The following is a 14,934-nucleotide window of genomic DNA, read 5'->3' on the forward strand; positions in this document are numbered from 1 at the left end:
CTGATTAATCTATGACAATCCAAGACCTTTATTTAAAACTAGAAGAAGCATATGATGAAATGGTTTCTATTAGACGGTACTTGCACCAACATCCAGAGTTATCCTTTCAAGAAGTTCAAACTGCAAAATATATTGGAGATTATTATAGAAAAATAGGTGTAGAGGTAAAAGAAAATGTAGGTGGAAATGGAGTCGTTGCACGTATAAAAGGTAGTTTACCAGGTAAAACAGTAGCAATACGTGCGGATTTTGATGCTCTTCCTATCCATGAAGAAACCAATGTACCTTATCAATCCAAGGTACCAGGAGTAATGCATGCCTGTGGACATGATGGACATACGGCTACCTTACTTGTTCTTGCAAGAATATTAAATGAAATGAAGGATGAATTACCTGGAGAATACGTAATGATTCATCAACATGCAGAGGAATATGCACCGGGTGGAGCTATTTCTATGATAAAAGATGGTTGTCTTGAAGGTGTCGATGTTATTTTTGGAACTCATCTTTGGTCACCATTAGAATATGGGACGGTTTCATATCGTAAAGGACCGATAATGGCAGCCGCAGATCGGTTTGAAATCACCATACAGGGCTATGGCGGTCATGGTGCCCAACCACATAAAACGAAAGATGCAATTGTTATTGGCTCACAGCTAGTGATGAATCTCCAGCAAATTGTTAGTCGACGAGTTGATCCTATTCATTCCGCAGTTGTAACAGTCGCCTCTTTCGTAGCCGAAAATGCTTTTAACGTTATTGCAGATTCAGCGAAATTATCCGGTACGGTTCGAACTTTTAATGAAGATGTGCGAGACTTTATTGAAGAGGAGATTGAGCGAATTGTTAAGGGGACCTGTTTAGCTGCAGGTTGTGAGTTTAGCTATGAATACCATCGCGGTTATCCAGCTGTCGTAAATCATGAATCTGAAACAGATTTCCTTGTTACATGTGCTGAGAAGGTCACCGATATTACCGAAGTGGCATTGGCAGCACCGGAAATGGGAGGAGAAGATTTTGCTTATTACTTACAACATGTAAAAGGAACCTTCTTTTTCACTGGAGCAAAGCCTGAAAATGTTGAAACTCCTTATCCACATCATCATCCTAAATTTAATATTAATGAGAAGTCAATGCTCATTGCAGCCAAAACACTGGGGACAGCAGCAATCGAATATCATACTGTTTCTGCAATGGAAGGTATCGCGAAAATGTAAAAAAAGGAGATCCTACTTATCACTATCAAGTGGGATCTCCTCTGTTATTTCCTTTCGATTGAACGCGCGAATCCTATAAGCATTTATAGCTGTTTCGCCTAATTGATCTAGTAAATTATAATTTGCATATGCACCAACAATGGCTCCGATTCCGGGAACTAGCTGAAGCATCTTTACGAAATCGATGTAATCCCGATATTCCTGTTGGAGAACTTGCCAATCAACGTCAACTAATTCACCCTTGACCTCATCCCAATGACTAATCGTTTCTAATACATTCTTTTTATGCTCATCACTTGAAAATGCAAGCTGAAATACATATAAGATAAATAAACGTTCTTCATACGCTTTAACATCATAGCCATGAATAGAAGCTACTTCAAATAAAAACTTCATTTTAATGGATAAAAGAAGAGGAAAATCTGCAAGGCCTAATAATAGTCCACCTGCACCTGTACCAGCACCTTCAACTACAGCTGTTTTTCGGAACTTATTTAAACTGTCCTTGATCAGTGTTTCTTTTTCCTCTAGTGATAAGTTATACGTCTCTTTTGGCTTTGTTAAATATTCAGAACCAAACAGTGTAGCTTGCACCATTTTTTTTATACTTTCCGTGATTACTTTATGAGCTTTTTCTGGAATTAAACCATTGATCTTATCTTGTGCTTTTTTGGTTATACGGTTCATCATTCCAGATTTTTTCATCATTTTCCGTTTCCATATCTCAACTTCACTCTTCATTCGTTGTTCACTATTCATCCAAGATGCTCCTTATTATTTTCTATTGAAGACCATTTCACATAGATCCCATTCGGAAACATAGGCTAAGGATAATTACAATGATTTCAGTGCTCTTTTGGAAAAAATAGAGCTTTACTCATACTTACGTAAAAAAAGAAATGAAGTTTCAAAAAATCGTGCCTTTATTTATTTTTTTAATTCTAGAAGGAACAAACCATTTTACAAATCCTATGGAAAATACAATATTTACGATTAAAACAATTAAACCATTTTCCCATTTATTACTAATCAGTACAATGACTCCAAATATAACTGATTGTACGAGTAAAATAACATGAAGCAACTTGATGAATGATTTTTCTTTAAATGATCTTTGGACAGGATACAGAAACTGCCAAATTTTTAATTCGTGGAATCGAATCATAGGGATCAGCTGAAATCCTGTTAAATAAATGAAGATGATAGATATCCCTAGCACTAAATAAAATTGATCACTAAAATAAAGAAGAAATCCCCCAATTAGAAGCAATCGAATAAATAGACCAAAATATTCACTCGTACGCATAAATGTGCGAATAAAAAGATAAGAATAAGTATTCTTTTGATCATACTGAACAAATTTCAATAATGGATCTAACCATTTTCTTCTTTTCACTTGTCCTCTCAACTTTGGAACATCTGTGAATAAATTTGCAAAGCGATAAAACGCGCTCATCCGTTTTTCTTCTTTATTAATTAAAGTATCCCACTTTAATGTTTTTTCTTTTGTAGCTTGATGGTAAATAAAATACAAGCCTAAAAAGAAAAGAATATAAAGACCATAAATCCATGGTGCTGAACGCTCGATAATAAAATAAATAAAGCTGCAATTCACTACAAATCGGACAAGCCAATCAATATAAGATATTCTATAATCTTGAATTTTCAAGACATCCCACTGCAAATAAAGATTCCAAAGCTTTACTATGAGAAGGATCAAAAGGATTAAAAAAAAGGATTTGAACCCATTTCCAGTTACTTTAGCATACATTGGCATACAAGCTGCCAAAATCATTAATAAAATATATGACTGTAGCATAAAGCTTACATGTATGGCTTTGCGGAAATAAAATTTCAATTTCATTTCGATTGGTAATAAATAAACCTTATCTGCTTCTTTTAAAAATGTGTATATCGGGCTCATTGTGAGAAATAGACCCAAAATAATTCCCATCACCCAAGCGACAGGAAAACTTTCATCTAAAGTTTTTACCCAGCCATTATAATAAAATGCGCCTGCTCCAAGAGCAAAAATTGCAACAAATAGTAGATGATCATTAAAAATATATTTAAGATATTTTCTTAATTCAACTGTATGTAATTGAACACGTTCCTTCCACAAATTCTCAATCTGTTTCATTTGTCTCTTCCTTTGTTAATTGAATATAAATATCATCTAAAGTTGCATTTGGCATATTGAATTCATTCTGTAGTTCTTGTAATGTCCCTTTCGCTCTAACTTGTCCATTGTGCAATATCACAAAGCCATCACAATAGCGTTCCGCCGTTGCAAGAATATGGGTTGAGATTAATATTCCCGCACCACTATCTTTCATTTTGTTCATCAAATCTAATAAAGATTGGATTCCCAGTGGATCCAAGCCAACAAACGGTTCATCAATAATATAAAGCTCAGGCTCCACTAAAAAGGCAGACATAATCATTACCTTTTGCTTCATCCCTTTTGAAAAATGAGCAGGGAACCAACCCAATTTCTTATCTAAGCGGAATTCTTTTAATAAAGGTTGAATTCGAGAATGATACGTTTCATCATTAATTCCATAGGCCATAGCTGTTAATTTTAAATGTTCATCTAGCGTCAATTCGTCATACAATATTGGTGACTCAGGTATATAGGCAAATTGCTTCCGATATTCATCTGGATCCTTTTGAAGATTACGATCATTGATTTGGATATTTCCTTTTTTAGGTTCCATCAAACCGATAATATGCTTAATCGTTGTACTTTTCCCAGCACCATTTAAGCCAATCAATCCGATCATCTGCTTTTCTTCAATCGTAAAGGAAACATCATTTAAAACAGGCTTTTTAGTATAACCTCCTGTAAGATTTTCTACTTTTAATAGCGACATGATTTAGACGTCCTTTCTTTTATATCTCTACAATTATTTTTTTAAAAAATTAATCTTTATCAGTATACTTTCTTCTATATTGTACATGATATTAAGCGAAGGGGTTAACAAACGCAAATAAAATCGGGGTGGTTATTAAAGGCCGAAACCGTTTTAAAAGCGATAAAGATGGTCAAATGGGTATGGCAACAACGAAATAACATTCACATCAAAAATGAGGTGTTTGTCGAAGATCACTTACTGTTTTAGACGTTAATAATAATGTTAAAACAATAAGGGGATGATCGCGTTGAACAAAGGTCATTTACTCCATTCATTTGAATAGCAACTCAATAATAAATGAGGTGTTTATCAAAGACAGACCAATGGTTTTTTAAAACCCTTTAAGTTCCCCTTCATTTGGGACAGGATTTCATTCGAATATCCTGTCCCTTTTATTTGTAGGATAAACCTTCATTCCAATTCTAGCCATCATACGTTATACTTAAAATAAGAAATTTAAATCCTTAGAAAGGTGGAACAAACATGAGTGATTGTATTTTTTGCAAAATTGTCAATGGTGAAATTCCATCAGCAAAGATCTATGAAGATGAACACGTAATGGCTTTTATCGATATTAGTCAAGTCACTAAAGGACATACATTAATTATCCCAAAAATACATAAGGAAAATATTTTTGAATTAACTCCAGACATTGCTTCTCACCTTTTTGAAGTGGTTCCCAAAATCGCCAATGCATTGAAAAAGGAATTCAATCCTATTGGTATGAATTTGGTAAACAATAATGGTGAACAGGCAGGACAAACTGTTTTCCACTTCCATTTACATCTAATCCCGAGATATGGTAAAGGCGATGGATTTGGTGCTGTATGGAAAAATAATCAAAGTGAATACACTCAAGAAGATTATACTAAGATGGCAATGGCTATTTCAAAAAATATTCAATAAAAAGAAAGAGAAGTCCTGCAAATCTGCAGGATTTTTTATCATTTTCATGCTTATATTCTATGTTACCGAATTACCATCAATAAAAACAAACTTAATAGCATGGAAATGAGTCCTCCGCTTCCCAAAACGATCATTCTTTGTTTTAAAATCCTTTTTGGCGGATAAACGCCTGGACGTTGAAATTTAAGAAAAGCTAGAATCATGCCTAAAAAAAAACATCCACTAATAAGAAAGAGGCAAAATAAGATCCCACTCATTCATCACACCTCTTTAGAATAAATTATATTTTTAAAATACTTCCTACCTAAAAACTATGCATAAATATATAGTATAATGTATAGATTATTTTATTTTTTGACCATAAATATAGGAATTAACGTGATTTTTCTAAAAATTTATCATATAATTTATATAAACTTGCAGGATTTTGCAAATTATTGTAGAAAAATAGTATAGAGGTATGCTAAAAATTCTTAATAATCACTTTTTACTATAAATATTCTTAATGAGGTGAGAGTTATGGATAAAAAATCATTATTGTTTGGATTAATTGTCGGGGGAGTAGCTGGGTCAATCACAGCTTTATTATCTGCTCCTTCCTCTGGAAAAGAACTTAGACAACAACTAACAAATTCTAAGGATGAATGGATTGCAACAGTCAAGGACATGACCAAAAATGCCAATGAGTTAAAAAAATCTATTCATGTATTAACCACAGAAGGCAAAGAAATGGCCGTACAGTTAATAACTGATGTGAAATCATCGATTTCTGAATGGCAAAATAATATAGAAACTAATAAAGAAAATATTTATAGTGAGGTTCAATCATTAAGAGATACGATCGAACAATTAGAATCACAGATAAAAAAGGAAAAGTCATAAAAAACTTTTCCTATTTATTGATATTCTAAAAATTTTGTAAATTTATATCTTTATTAATTTTTACTTTATTGGCATAATGATAATAAGATATATATATAAGTGGGTGAAAAAATGGGAGATAAACCATATTCTGTAATGGAAGCCATGCTTTTTAGTCAAAGAGTTGCACAAATTAGCAAAGCAATTTGGAAAATGATTGAAAAAGATTGGCAACAATGGATAAAACCTTATGATTTAAACATTAATGAACATCATATTCTCTGGATTGCCTATCATTTAAAAGGAGCATCAATTTCAGATGTAGCAAAATTTGGTGTTATGCATGTCTCAACAGCGTTTAATTTTTCGAAAAAATTAGAGGAAAGAGGATTATTAGAATTCTCCAAAAAAGAAAACGATAAACGGAACACATATATACAATTAACTTCAAAAGGCGAATCCCTTTTATTAGATTCAATGGAGGCATTCGATCCTAGCAATAATACCGTGCTAAATGGTGCGTTGCCACTTAGAAACATATACGGAAAATTCCCTGAATTTATTGAATTAATGACAATCATACGTAATATGTATGGTGATCATTTTATGGAAATTTTCGAAAAGTCATTTCATAATATTGAAACAGAATTCTATGAGGAAAATGGAAGTGTGAAAAAACTTCCTACAGAAGAAAAGGAAAGACTAAGCAATTTTTAACTTTCCGATACTATTATTGAAGATCCATTTATACAATATTACGGAGAAGAATTTCCATAAGCTCCGGATATAGCTTTTGTTTTATACAAGCTTGTATCACTTCTTTTGGATCTAATTTGGGATTGAGCTCTTCTATAAACTTTTTATAAAGTGGCGCGAAGAAAACAAAATGATCTTCCTTTTGCTCTTCACTCTCTTTACTAAGCTTTTGACAAAGTTTATGGAAGGCTTCAACTTCTTTTTTTTGAAGTTTTTTTTCAATAATTAATCGGTAAAATTCATAATGATGATCATTAATCATTTCCATTAATAATTTTTGATAAAACTCTATTCGATCAAGTCTTTGTTCGATGGATTCCATATGTTTACCTCATTTACATTTAATTATCTTTAAAAGGAAGCCTACCACTTCTATAATCCATTGCATATACATAGTATAATACAATATTGGCTTCTCTATATCATTATCTTTAGACTATAGAAATGAACATTAAATGATCATTGTAAGATTCGAAATTCGTTTAAATTAATTTCAAATCATCTTTGTTGATTTATATTTTACCTATTTTTAACTATAATTCCAAACCTCTCATTCCAATAGAATACGAAAATATCTATCTTTTTATATTAAAATTTGGTATCTTTAAGCATAAGCGAAACTGGAAATACAGGGAGGGATTTTATGATCTCCATATTTATTTTGTTTGGGATTGTAATCGTATACCTTATAAATAATATGACGAATGCACTTTGTATACAAAAAGAGATCCCTGAGGATAGACAACCAAAAGTCTTTACGACTATTAATATTCTCGTTACAATTTTGCTTGTTTCTTCATATGTTGAAATTCTTTTTACATAAGAAAAAGCATAGCATTTGATTCATATGTTATAAAACAAGCTCTTTACAGTTTTAACTAACTTCATTCAGTGAGAAAAAGAGCCTAAAACAAAGATCTTGGGTCTCCTCATGATTATACTAGCCATCTGCTTTTTAAACCACGACAAAAAATCAGGTCCTCAAGGAACCTGATTTTTTTCTACTTATACAAGACCAACTAGCTGGATCTATTAATAGATCCAAGATGCACCAATGATAATTAACAAAATAAACAATACAACGAGTAACGCAAAGCCGCTGCCATATGCTGCACCACCCATTAAGGTCACCTCCCTATCATTTAAATAGTATATTTTATTCATTTCCATCTTTGATGTTAAGGCATATAACTAAAATTTAAGTTTATGTTAGAACCCTACATTTACATGTTTTTGAAAAATACCCAGCAAGCCTTAACAGATAAAAGCTGCACCTACTATGACTAAAAGAATGAACAATACAACGATTAAGGCGAATCCGCCACCATAAGCAAAGCCCATAATTCCGATACCTCCTTTTCTATTTCTATATATCCTATGTACATATAACTACTTTGACTAAATCAAAAGCCCAAAAATACAGTTATTTTTTCCTTTAATCAGAGAAATAAAAAGTTAAAATTTGATGAGAAATCCATAAAAATTCCATAAGCTTCCGTTTTATGTTTCTTTTCTGATAAAAATTATGGTATAGTATGTTTTGTAGGTTTTATTTGGCGGATTTAATTAGATTAGACAGGGAGTTGTTTATTGATGAAAAAATGGGTATTATCCCTTTCATTAGCAGCAGGTGTTATAGGACTAGCTGCATGTGGCAACAGTGGCGATGAAGTAGTAGTAAAAACTAAAGCAGGAAATGTAACGAAAGATGAACTTTACGAAGCAATGAAAGATAAAGTTGGTGATCAAGTTCTACAACAACTTGTTTTTGATAAAGTTCTTTCTGATAAATATAAAGTGTCTGATAAAGAAGTAGATAAGCAAGTGAAAGATGCAAAGGATCAGCTTGGTGACCAATTTGAAATGGCACTTCAGCAATACGGTTATGGAAGTGAAGAAGATTTCCGTAATACGATAAAAGTTGGCCTTTTACAAGAGAAAGCAGCTACAAAAGATTTAAAAATAACAGACAAAGATATTAAAGAGTACTATGACAATAATATTAAGCCTGATATTAAAGCCAGCCACATTCTAGTAGCTGATGAAAAAACAGCAAAAGAAGTGAAGGACAAGCTTAATAAAGGTGAAAAATTTGAAGATTTAGCGAAGAAATATGGTACTGATGGAACGAAAGATAATGGTGGAGACCTTGGTTGGTTTAATACCGATAAAATGGATGCAACATTCACAGAGGCTGCCTACAAATTAAAAGTAGGTGAAGTAAGTGAGCCTGTTCAAACTCAATTCGGTTATCATATTATTAAGCTAACTGGTAAGAAGGATAAAGCACCTCTAGACGATAAAATGAAAAAAGAAATTAAAGAAAAAATTAAACAATCTAAGGTAGATCAAACAAAAGTTCAAGAAGTAATGAAAAAAGAAATCAAAAATGCAAAATTAGATATTAAAGATAAAGATCTGAAAAAAGCATTTGATAATGTATTAAACGCTGATACTTCTGATTCTACATCTAAAAAATAATAAAAAAAGAACAAGGTGGAATGATCTGAACCCAAAAAGTTAGACACGAATTTTAAGCAGCTTCCTTGGCATGAGTACGGTATTGAATCGGACTCATGCCTTTTAATTTTGCCTTAATTCGTTTGTGATTGTAATAGTGAATATACTTCTCTAATTCTTCTTTGAAATGCGCCATACTGTTAAATTCTTTAAGATAAAGCAGTTCACTCTTTAATAAGCCGAAAAAATTCTCTATCACCGCGTTATCTAAACAATTCCCTTTACGAGACATGCTTTGTGTAATTCTATGTTCTTTTAATGCATGTTGATACTTCTTCATCTGATAATGCCAGCCCTGATCAGAGTGAAGAATAGGGGTATCGCAATCTTCTAATCTCTTAAAAGCCTTGTCCAACATCTTTGAAACAAGTGCGTAAACTGGGCGTTTTTCAACATTATATGCAATAATTTCTCCGTTATAAAGGTCAAGGACTGGTGACAAATATAGCTTTTCCCCATGTAAATGAAATTCCGTTACATCGGTTACCCACTTCTCATTTGGCTTTGTTGCTTGAAAATCACGTTCTAAAATATTTGGGGCGATTTTTCCTACTTTTCCACGGTATGAACGATACTTTTTCATGCGGATAAGACATTTTAACCCCATCTCATTCATTAAGCGGTGCACCGTTTTATGGTTTAGTTTTATACCACGATTACGCAATTCTAAGGTGATACGACGATAGCCATATCGACCTTGGTGTTCATCAAAAATCTGTTGGATCACTTCTTTCACTTCTTTATATTTATCTGGTTTATTCATTTGGTTTACCCAGTAATAATACGTACTGCGAGGAATTTCAGCCACTTTTACTAAATCTTTCACTTTAAATTCCTGCCTTAGTTCATAAATTACTTTCGCTTTGTCTTGTACTGTAATCTTTCCTTTTCTTGAACTAAGGCATTCAACTTTTTTAAATAGGCGTTCTCCATACGTAAACGTTCAATTTCAGCGAGTAGTGCTTCTGGTGATCCTTCTACTGGTTGAGTTTTCTTTGATTCCTTTTTCATGGATGGACGCCCCTTCTTTTTCGGTTGTAGAGCGTCTATCCCTTGTGTTTCAAATAAACGTTTCCAATTCCACACAGTGCCAGAGTCAGGAATGTTAAAGACTGTGGTGGTTTCATTAATGGACGCTCCCATTTCATTTATATAATGAATTACGTCCATTTTAAACTCAACCGAATAATTTGTATATGTTTCCCGAAAAGCTTCCAATCCATGTTGTCGATACTTCGCTACCCATTTTTTTAACATCGTTGTACTGACATTATGGCGTTTTGCTGTATCTTTGAAAGATTCCACACCTTTAAGGTAGTCTTGAATAGCATTTAATTTAATTTCCAGTGAATATTTCGTCATAAAAAAACTGCACCTCCAATTGTTAGTTGTGTCTAACAATTGGGGGGCAGTTCAGAATCACCTTGTTCTTTTTTATCCTGCTTCTTTGACTTGCTTTCTTCTCTCTTTCTCTTCTTCCATCCGTTCTATATATTCTTCCCCTTCTTTTTCAATCCATTCTTGCTCAAGTTGACGATCTTCTCTTGAAGTTTTAATTGCCATAAAAGCACTAACAGCGATTCCAGCGATAACAAAATAAATCCATATTGGCAGTGACATGTGCTAATCCCCTTTCAAAGATTGTCCTTTTCTACAAGGTATGCTTGAAAAAAATAAAAAAGAACCAAAGGAGATGAAATAACTATCGATTGTTTTGTTAAAGGTGTATCTATTTATTCATTATTTATGAAAAGTAGGTTTATAGAAGGAACGATTATCTAAAGCAAAAACACGCTCGCTAAACTCACCTGGTTTTACATGACGAAGGGTTCGATCTAACATATTCATCTTCGCATCTAAATTATCAATATAATGAAGAATTTCAGCCTCTTTAATCATCGGTGGTTTTGCACTTCCCCATTCTGGCTTTCCATGATGACTTAGGACAAGGTGTTGTAATACCATTACTTCCTCACCTTGTATGCCTAGTTCCTCTGCTGCTTTTGCAATTTCATTGACCATAATCGTAATATGTCCCAATAAATTCCCTTCGACCGTATAGGTGGTTGAAATGGGTCCTGAGAGCTCTTTTACTTTACCAAGATCGTGTAAAAGAATTCCCGCGTACAATAAATCTCGATCTAAGGATGGATAAAGGGTTGTAATTGCTTTTGCCAAATCAAGCATAGATACTACATGATAGGCTAATCCAGAAACAAACTCATGATGATTTTTCGTGGCAGCAGGATAAACAAGAAAATCACTATTATACTTTTTTAATAGATGTCTTGTTATTCTTTGTATATTCGGGTTATTCATTTCAAAAATATATTGAGTAATCTTGCTTGTCATCTCATCTTGACTAGCTGGGGCAGATTCGAGAAAATCAGAGATTTGCACCCCATCATGATCCCCGGCTGGTCGAATTTGCCGAATTCTTAACTGTAGTCTTCCACGATAATTTTGAATATCGCCTGCAACCTTTACAATGGTTTCAGATTTATATGTTTGCGCATCTGAATCGGATACATCCCAAAGCTTTGCTTCAATATCCCCTGTTTGATCTTGAAGATTTAAAGATAAAAAAGGTTTTCCATTACTAGCAATCCCTTTTGTGCTATTTTTAATTAATAAATAAAGCTCAATTTGTTCACCCACATCAAAGTTCATGAGTCCTTTTGTCATTTAAATCCCCCAATTTCTCCTTACTGCATCAAATCATCTCATCTAATAAATGCAGAATTGAATTTTTATATGCTACCAAGCTTCATTCCATTGGAAGTCTTTCATTGTTTTTATTTTACCATGGAATATGTCTCTTTCTCATTTAATACGAAAATTTGATTCTCAGAAAATAAATCCAATATATGTTCATGGCAAGTAAAAAAGAGAACTTGAGTTGACTTACTCATTTCTAATAGAATTTGAATGATTCTTTTCGTACGATCCCTATCGAAATTAACAAATCCATCATCAATAATCATTGGGAATGGATATTCATCTTGTAAAACCTGAACTAAAGCTAATCGTAAAGATATATATACTTGCTCAGTAGTGGCTTGGCTAAGCTCCTCAGGATCAAACATGATATGGTCGGCCCTCTCAATCTTTAATTGACCTGATTCTTTGAAGTGGAAATGAATATATTGTCCATCTGTTAATTGATTGATATAGTATTCAGCCGTTTCTAATACCTTCGGAAACCGTTCATTTTTCATCCGCTCCATCGTTTTAGCAATCATTTGTTTAGCTAATGTAAGCTTTGCCCATTGTTTCGCCTTCATATTAAACAATGACTTCAGATGATAAAATTCATGTAATTTCTCGGTGTAGACTCCCCCATCTTCTAGGAGATTAATTTCATAATTGACTTCTGCCAGTCGTTTACGTAATACTTCTAACCGATTTATAATTGTGTCGACCCGATCCTGATTCTGAAGTAATTCATTTTCAATCACATCAAAGGATTCGAATGCAGAGGTAGCCTTTAAGCTTTCTTCGTTTATTTGCTTACTAAGCATTTGAAGGCTGTTTTTTAATGCCAAATACTCTTCGTGTTCCTTACCTTTCTTTCTAAATTCTTCCTGATGCTCAGCTCCTGCATCAGTCAAAAGTTGATTTAGTGCATCCTTTAAAGAGGTTGATTCATTTAGCCATTTTATATATTCATGTTCTATTTCATCCATTTTATTTTTCATTTCACGATGCAACAAACGATGGTCTTGTTCGTTTTTCAATAAACTTTTTAAGTGAATAATTTTTTCATCATTTGCTATATTCTCTAATCCAAGCGCTTGCACTAAGTCATTTAACTCATTTTCCCATTTAGAAACTTTTTGAATTAGCAAATTAAGCTGAGCTTCATTATTTGCTTGATTATGAATCATCTTTGCAAGTTCGGAAAGGATATCAAAAGCATCTGGCAATTGCTCTGAGGAAAATCGATCATGTAACCGAAGCTGGTGTCTAATTCCATTTAATTGATGCTCATTATCTTTCCACTTTTTATTCCATTCAGACAAAGCTTCCATTTTTTCTGTAAATCTAAATTGTTGATTTTCTATTTGAAGAATAAGTTCTTTCCACTGACTTCGAAGGTTTTGTTGTTCTTCATATTTAGGCCTTCTATCTGCTAATTGGTTCATTTCATCCAATATCTTTTCTGCTTTTTTTAACAGCTGTCGTTCGCTGCTATCATGGTTGTGTTTTTTCCTATTTTTATTTGTCCAAGCAGTATAACTTAAGACGATCAGCCCTATTAGCGCTCCTGCCATCGATAAGTAATGCATGGTTGTAAGACTCCAAAGAAAAAAACCACTAAATAAAAGATAAAATAGCATCGTTGCCAAGTTGCTTTCTTTTTTTCCTTGATCTTTTGAGAATCTGATTAACTTTAATTGATCCTGAATTTGTTGATATTCATTCTGTAACTGATTATATGTTTGTTGTTGATCGGATAATCGTCTAAACTCTTCTTCACTTAAAAGCTCGGATTCAATCCGATCACATTGCATTTCCAATTCCGTTTGTTTATTTTTTTCTATTTCTAGATGCTGTTCAAGTTCATCCTTTTTGGATTTTAAATAATAATTATCTTTTACTGTTGTTCTAATTTTATCTTTCATGTCGATACTGAGATCGACGGAAGGAAGTTGTTTCAAATCTTCTTCTTGGTAATACACATTCCTACTTAAAAGGGAGATTTGTTCATTCCATTTCCTTTGCTCTTCTTTTCGTTTGATCAATTCTTCTTGCCATTGAAGTACTTGTGGCCATTTTTCCAAAATCAATTGAATTCTCGACTCATTTTGGACAATTAATTGATTTGGAGCTAATAACTGAAGCTCCTTTTCATATTCAGCTTTTTTAACTTTAAGTGCTTGTAATTGGCTATTGGTGATACGGAGTTGCTCATCCAATTTATCCATCCGATGAATCCCGTCAATGGGAAAATGTTTTTGCTTTATTTCTTCTATTCTTTTTAATAATTGCTTTCTTTCTTGGATGAATGGCCAATCCTGTTTTAATCGTTCTAGCTTTCGAAGCTGTTTTTCGAATTTCTTTCCTTCACCCTGCATATGCTCTATTTCCTCTAGCAAAGTATGAAGTTCTTTTTGCAAATTTTCATATGTTTCATTATGCTGCATGCTTTTTTTCAGATCTTTCTCTTGATGTTTTATTGTTTGCAGCATCATATTGAGTACTGGTTTTCGACCACTTGGTTTAAATAATTGATCCAGTTCTTTTTGCAACTGTTGTTCCGTCTTGACAATAATATCTGTTCCAATGGTCCCTGCTGCGAGGAGATAATGACCAATATCTTCTCCTTTTAATTGGTTAACTCCTTGAAGACCATGAATATTAAAGGAAAAAATCCCCTTAAACATCGATTTATCCATATTCTTAAGGAGTTGCTTAAGAAACTCTTCCCCTTTTGTTGTTCCATCAGATAATGTTACGACTACATTACCAGTTGCTTTCCCTCCAACCCTTTCAACCAATATCTCACCGTAATCCTCTGTTTCCAATAGTAGATTTCCACCATATTTTGAACCACGTTTCGGTTCATAGCGAAGCTCTGACTGCTGCTTTGTAGGGAATCCAAATAAAATAGCATGAATAAAGGCCATTAAAGTTGACTTTCCTGCTTCATTTTCACCATATAAAACTTGAAGAGAACTTGAAAGAGACAACCGAAAATCAGTTAATTTTCCAAAACCATATATATGTATTTGCTTAATGTTCACGCGAATTTCCTC

At 33.2% G+C, this 14,934-nt stretch carries 16 protein-coding genes; 6 read left to right on the plus strand and 10 right to left on the minus strand.

Annotation, left to right across the window (positions count from 1 at the left end; all coding sequences use genetic code 11):
* The first annotated feature begins 11 nt into the window (after positions 1 to 11).
* Positions 12 to 1,217, plus strand: a complete 1,206-nt coding sequence (locus tag MHI39_RS18020) for a M20 family metallopeptidase (protein ID WP_342539875.1) — start codon at positions 12 to 14, stop codon at positions 1,215 to 1,217.
* A gap of 12 nt (positions 1,218 to 1,229) precedes the next feature.
* Here MHI39_RS18020 and MHI39_RS18025 read toward each other — a convergent pair whose 3' ends face one another.
* The 3 genes from MHI39_RS18025 to MHI39_RS18035 form a co-directional block, all read right to left on the minus strand.
* Positions 1,230 to 1,976 carry an EcsC family protein gene (locus tag MHI39_RS18025; protein WP_278891553.1) on the minus strand — a complete coding sequence of 249 codons (747 nt, stop codon included), beginning with the start codon at positions 1,974 to 1,976 and terminating at the stop codon, positions 1,230 to 1,232.
* A gap of 148 nt (positions 1,977 to 2,124) precedes the next feature.
* Entirely contained in the window at positions 2,125 to 3,357 is a 1,233-nt protein-coding gene (locus MHI39_RS18030) for an ABC transporter permease (RefSeq protein WP_278891552.1), read from the minus strand.
* Positions 3,344 to 4,090, minus strand: coding sequence for an ABC transporter ATP-binding protein (locus MHI39_RS18035; RefSeq protein WP_058004745.1), 747 nt, complete (start codon positions 4,088 to 4,090; stop codon positions 3,344 to 3,346). The genes MHI39_RS18030 and MHI39_RS18035 overlap by 14 nt, the downstream gene beginning before the upstream one ends.
* Before the next feature lie 525 nt (positions 4,091 to 4,615).
* On the opposite strand from MHI39_RS18035, the gene MHI39_RS18040 reads away from it, so the two are divergent.
* The 3 genes from MHI39_RS18040 to MHI39_RS18050 all read left to right on the plus strand — a co-directional run bounded on the left by MHI39_RS18040 (position 4,616) and on the right by MHI39_RS18050 (position 6,616).
* A complete protein-coding gene (locus tag MHI39_RS18040) occupies positions 4,616 to 5,038 on the plus strand; it encodes an HIT family protein (RefSeq protein WP_251338154.1) in 423 nt (140 codons plus the stop codon).
* 519 nt (positions 5,039 to 5,557) lie between these two features.
* On the plus strand, positions 5,558 to 5,920 hold the full coding sequence (locus MHI39_RS18045) for a YtxH domain-containing protein (RefSeq protein ID WP_058004742.1): 363 nt from the start codon (positions 5,558 to 5,560) through the stop codon (positions 5,918 to 5,920).
* A 111-nt stretch (positions 5,921 to 6,031) separates the two neighbouring features.
* Positions 6,032 to 6,616: an HTH-type transcriptional regulator Hpr gene (locus tag MHI39_RS18050; RefSeq protein WP_058004741.1), complete on the plus strand. Its 585-nt coding sequence runs from the start codon at positions 6,032 to 6,034 to the stop codon at positions 6,614 to 6,616.
* Between the two features lie 28 nt (positions 6,617 to 6,644).
* On the opposite strand, the gene MHI39_RS18055 is transcribed toward MHI39_RS18050, so the two are convergent.
* Positions 6,645 to 6,977, minus strand: coding sequence for a DUF1878 family protein (locus MHI39_RS18055; RefSeq protein ID WP_058004740.1), 333 nt, complete (start codon positions 6,975 to 6,977; stop codon positions 6,645 to 6,647).
* Between the two features lie 321 nt (positions 6,978 to 7,298).
* Between MHI39_RS18055 and MHI39_RS18060 the strand changes: the two genes are divergently transcribed.
* A complete protein-coding gene (locus MHI39_RS18060; protein ID WP_212942493.1) occupies positions 7,299 to 7,478 on the plus strand; it encodes a hypothetical protein in 180 nt (59 codons plus the stop codon).
* A gap of 209 nt (positions 7,479 to 7,687) precedes the next feature.
* Here the strand turns inward: MHI39_RS18060 and MHI39_RS18065 are convergent, their stop codons facing one another.
* Together MHI39_RS18065 and MHI39_RS18070 are read right to left on the minus strand one after the other, a co-directional pair.
* A complete protein-coding gene (locus MHI39_RS18065; RefSeq protein WP_078110109.1) occupies positions 7,688 to 7,777 on the minus strand; it encodes a YjcZ family sporulation protein in 90 nt (29 codons plus the stop codon).
* Positions 7,778 to 7,909: 132 nt separating this feature from the next.
* Positions 7,910 to 7,996 (minus strand): YjcZ family sporulation protein, encoded by an 87-nt coding sequence (locus MHI39_RS18070; RefSeq protein ID WP_058004738.1) that lies wholly within the window; start codon positions 7,994 to 7,996, stop codon positions 7,910 to 7,912.
* Between the two features lie 252 nt (positions 7,997 to 8,248).
* Here MHI39_RS18070 and MHI39_RS18075 point away from each other — a divergent pair, with 252 nt between their 5' ends.
* The gene (locus tag MHI39_RS18075) at positions 8,249 to 9,136 is read left to right on the plus strand and encodes a peptidylprolyl isomerase (RefSeq protein WP_058004737.1); all 888 of its coding nucleotides are present in this window, start codon (positions 8,249 to 8,251) and stop codon (positions 9,134 to 9,136) included.
* 52 nt (positions 9,137 to 9,188) lie between these two features.
* On the opposite strand, the gene MHI39_RS18080 is transcribed toward MHI39_RS18075, so the two are convergent.
* From MHI39_RS18080 to MHI39_RS18095, 4 genes are all read right to left on the minus strand, one after another.
* Positions 9,189 to 10,537 (minus strand): IS3 family transposase gene (locus tag MHI39_RS18080; protein WP_259547056.1). Its coding sequence is split into 2 segments (ribosomal slippage): positions 9,189 to 10,093 and positions 10,093 to 10,537, totalling 1,350 coding nucleotides; the frame shifts between segments, so codons are not numbered across the junction.
* Positions 10,538 to 10,609: 72 nt separating this feature from the next.
* Positions 10,610 to 10,795, minus strand: a complete 186-nt coding sequence (locus tag MHI39_RS18085) for a sporulation YhaL family protein (protein WP_058004736.1) — start codon at positions 10,793 to 10,795, stop codon at positions 10,610 to 10,612.
* Positions 10,796 to 10,915: 120 nt separating this feature from the next.
* A complete protein-coding gene (yhaM, locus tag MHI39_RS18090; RefSeq protein WP_071976813.1) occupies positions 10,916 to 11,860 on the minus strand; it encodes a 3'-5' exoribonuclease YhaM in 945 nt (314 codons plus the stop codon).
* 110 nt (positions 11,861 to 11,970) lie between these two features.
* Complete coding sequence (locus MHI39_RS18095; RefSeq protein ID WP_341043325.1) at positions 11,971 to 14,922, minus strand: AAA family ATPase; 2,952 nt, start codon at positions 14,920 to 14,922, stop codon at positions 11,971 to 11,973.
* Between the last annotated feature and the right edge of the window lie 12 nt (positions 14,923 to 14,934).

The sequence above is a fragment of the Heyndrickxia sp. FSL K6-6286 genome (assembly GCF_038630395.1).
Lineage (GTDB): Bacteria > Bacillota > Bacilli > Bacillales > Bacillaceae_C > Heyndrickxia > Heyndrickxia oleronia.

Coding starts and splice junctions, on each gene's coding strand:
- MHI39_RS18020 (WP_342539875.1), top strand. CDS start 12: ATGACAATCCAAGACCTTTATTTAAAACTAGAAGAAGCATATGATGAA.
- MHI39_RS18025 (WP_278891553.1), bottom strand. CDS start 1,976: ATGAATAGTGAACAACGAATGAAGAGTGAAGTTGAGATATGGAAACGG.
- MHI39_RS18030 (WP_278891552.1), bottom strand. CDS start 3,357: ATGAAACAGATTGAGAATTTGTGGAAGGAACGTGTTCAATTACATACA.
- MHI39_RS18035 (WP_058004745.1), bottom strand. CDS start 4,090: ATGTCGCTATTAAAAGTAGAAAATCTTACAGGAGGTTATACTAAAAAG.
- MHI39_RS18040 (WP_251338154.1), top strand. CDS start 4,616: ATGAGTGATTGTATTTTTTGCAAAATTGTCAATGGTGAAATTCCATCA.
- MHI39_RS18045 (WP_058004742.1), top strand. CDS start 5,558: ATGGATAAAAAATCATTATTGTTTGGATTAATTGTCGGGGGAGTAGCT.
- MHI39_RS18050 (WP_058004741.1), top strand. CDS start 6,032: ATGGGAGATAAACCATATTCTGTAATGGAAGCCATGCTTTTTAGTCAA.
- MHI39_RS18055 (WP_058004740.1), bottom strand. CDS start 6,977: ATGGAATCCATCGAACAAAGACTTGATCGAATAGAGTTTTATCAAAAA.
- MHI39_RS18060 (WP_212942493.1), top strand. CDS start 7,299: ATGATCTCCATATTTATTTTGTTTGGGATTGTAATCGTATACCTTATA.
- MHI39_RS18065 (WP_078110109.1), bottom strand. CDS start 7,777: ATGGGTGGTGCAGCATATGGCAGCGGCTTTGCGTTACTCGTTGTATTG.
- MHI39_RS18070 (WP_058004738.1), bottom strand. CDS start 7,996: ATGGGCTTTGCTTATGGTGGCGGATTCGCCTTAATCGTTGTATTGTTC.
- MHI39_RS18075 (WP_058004737.1), top strand. CDS start 8,249: ATGAAAAAATGGGTATTATCCCTTTCATTAGCAGCAGGTGTTATAGGA.
- MHI39_RS18085 (WP_058004736.1), bottom strand. CDS start 10,795: ATGTCACTGCCAATATGGATTTATTTTGTTATCGCTGGAATCGCTGTT.
- yhaM (WP_071976813.1), bottom strand. CDS start 11,860: ATGACAAAAGGACTCATGAACTTTGATGTGGGTGAACAAATTGAGCTT.